General features: G+C 65.2%; 3 protein-coding genes. All 3 read right to left on the bottom strand.

What is annotated here, in order from left to right:
* On the bottom strand, positions 1 to 995 hold a 995-nt coding region (locus GBZ26_RS30520), incomplete at its 3' end, for a tetratricopeptide repeat protein (protein ID WP_345772086.1).
* The gene (locus GBZ26_RS28910; protein ID WP_174441739.1) at positions 992 to 1,420 is read right to left on the bottom strand and encodes a flagellar biosynthesis repressor FlbT; all 429 of its coding nucleotides are present in this window, start codon (positions 1,418 to 1,420) and stop codon (positions 992 to 994) included. The genes GBZ26_RS30520 and GBZ26_RS28910, both read right to left, overlap by 4 nt.
* 132 nt (positions 1,421 to 1,552) lie before the next feature.
* On the bottom strand, positions 1,553 to 2,206 hold a 654-nt coding region (locus GBZ26_RS28905), incomplete at its 5' end, for a flagellin (RefSeq protein WP_282184373.1).

Below are 2,206 nucleotides of genomic sequence, written 5' to 3'. Positions count from 1 at the left end.
CACACGAATACGACACAGGGTGGATCGGCGGCAGCGTCAGATGTGTATAAGAAGCAGAGGCACGCCCGCAATGCCATCACCGCGGACGCATGGTCGCCCAGGTCGAGCAGCGCCACGCCAAGATTGTTCCAGGCTCCTGCCAGCAGCGGCTCCCCGGATAGCGCTTGCCGGTAGCGGGCAACCGCCTCCGTCAACCGTCCGTCCCCGAGCAGCGCGCTGCCCAAGTGGAAGAGCAGCCGCGCGTCCTGGCCTGCGTCGGCCTCCACCGCCGGAGCCAGTACCGCCGCCGCCTCGGCGAAGGCGCCACGCTCGTTCAGAAGCGTCCCCAGGTCCCGCGCCACCTCACGGTCCGTCGGATCGTCGGACAAGGAGCGGCGCAGGCACAGTTCCGCATCGGAATGGTTGAGGACGCGCAGCACGAGCGCCAGGCTGCGCCACGCCCCGGCGTGGTCCGGCTGCGCTTGAACCACCCGGTAGAAACCCAAGGCGGCCTCCTCCAAACGGCCGCGGCGCCGGTGGAGGACCGCCAGATCGAACCGGTTGGTGGTGCGCCCGGGATCGGCGCGCAGCGCCTTCTCATAAGCCGCGATGGCGTCGTCGATCCGCTCCTGCGTCTGCAGAAGCAGGCCGAGATTGCCGAGCGCCTCCGCATAGCCGTCGTGAAGGGCGATGGCGCGACGATAGGCGCGGGCCGCATCGTCCGGAAGGCTCCGGTCGGCCAGCACATTGCCCAGGCTGTTGTAGGCCGCGGCGAAGGACGGATCGATCGCCAGGGTCGCCTGGAAACACGCCGATGCCTGAGCAGCCTGACCGTCCTGATAGGCGGCGATGCCGGTCAGGTGGCGGGCATCGGTGTGGAATGGGTCGGCGGACAGGATGCGGCTGTAAAGGAACCGGGCCCCGTCCAGGTTCCCTGCGCGATGCTGTGCGATGGCGTCGGTCAGAACGTCGTCCGCCGACCGACCGTCCCAACCCTGCAGGTCCGCTTCGATCACGGCGCCGGATCGACCGCCGGGTTCCCCGCCGCATCTTCGGCGGCGCTGGGTGAAGCCTCCGACCCGCCCTTGAACATTTTCCGGCAAATTTTCAGAGCGCGGTAATGGTTGCGCGCTTCGACCAGCCGTTCGATCTCATCGAGGTCATCGCGGCAATCCGGCCGGGCTTCGCGCGTCTCGGCCAGTATGGAAGCGAAGCGTTGCAGGTTGAGCACCGCGTCTTCAGGGAAGATGTAGATGAGCTGGATGACGAAGTAGAGCTTCTTCTCGATGCAGTCGATCTGCTCTTCCTTCAACACCTCACGTCCACGAAGGAAGTTGGCCGTGTTGTAAAGAAAGAAAGAGCCAGGACGATCGCCAGCCCCGATGACCGCACCGTTGATGATGACCTTTTCATTGGGGCGGAGAACGAACTTCAGAGGCATGAAACGGACCCGGTCCTTGTCTCGGCGGCGCGCGGAAGCGGAAAGCGTTTGCCGGAAAGCGCCGCACCAAATGAAACGGGCGGCGGCTTGCGCCGCCGCCCGCCGGGCGTGATCCTACCCGAACTCTCAGGCTTAGAACAGACGCAGGATCGACTGCTGCGACTGGTTGGCCAGCGAGAGGGCGATGGTGCCGAGCTGCTGACGGGTCTGCAGCATCAGCAGGTTGGCGCCTTCCTCGTTCTGGTCGGCCAGCGTCAGCTTGCTCGCGCCTTCCGTCAGCACGTCGCTGAACTCCTTGGTGAAGTTCTCACGGGTCGTAATGACGTTCAGGTTGGTCGACAGCGTCTGCGAGGCCGAGCGCAGGTGCTGTTTCGCGTAGTCGATGCCGGCGACCGCCTTGTCGATGTCGTCGCGGTCGGTCCAGTCGTTCTGCGCGTAGTCCAGACGCATGCCCTGGCCGCTGGTGGTCAGGTTCTGCGACTTCACCGTGATCGCGTTGGTGTTGCGCTCGTTGAGCTGCACCGTCAGATCGTTCGAGGTGTTGGCGTCGGTCACCTGCACCGAGACCAGGTTGGCCGCGGAATTGGCATCCGCCGCCTGCTTGATGGTCTTCTGGTCGACGTTGAAGCGCACCGTGCCGGTGTCGAACGCGTAGGCGTTCTCACCATCCGACAGCTTGCCCTCGCCGCGCTTGGACATGCCGTCGCGGGTCACCGTGGCGCCGCTCAGGTTGCTGACCTGGATCTGGATGTCGACCTTCTTCTCGATCGTCGAGATGCCGTTGCC

This window comes from Azospirillum formosense, from assembly GCF_013340925.1.
GTDB lineage: Bacteria > Pseudomonadota > Alphaproteobacteria > Azospirillales > Azospirillaceae > Azospirillum > Azospirillum formosense.
This window is presented reverse-complemented; position numbering and strand designations above follow the sequence as displayed.

Coding starts and splice junctions, on each gene's coding strand:
- GBZ26_RS28910 (WP_174441739.1), bottom strand. CDS start 1,420: ATGCCTCTGAAGTTCGTTCTCCGCCCCAATGAAAAGGTCATCATCAAC.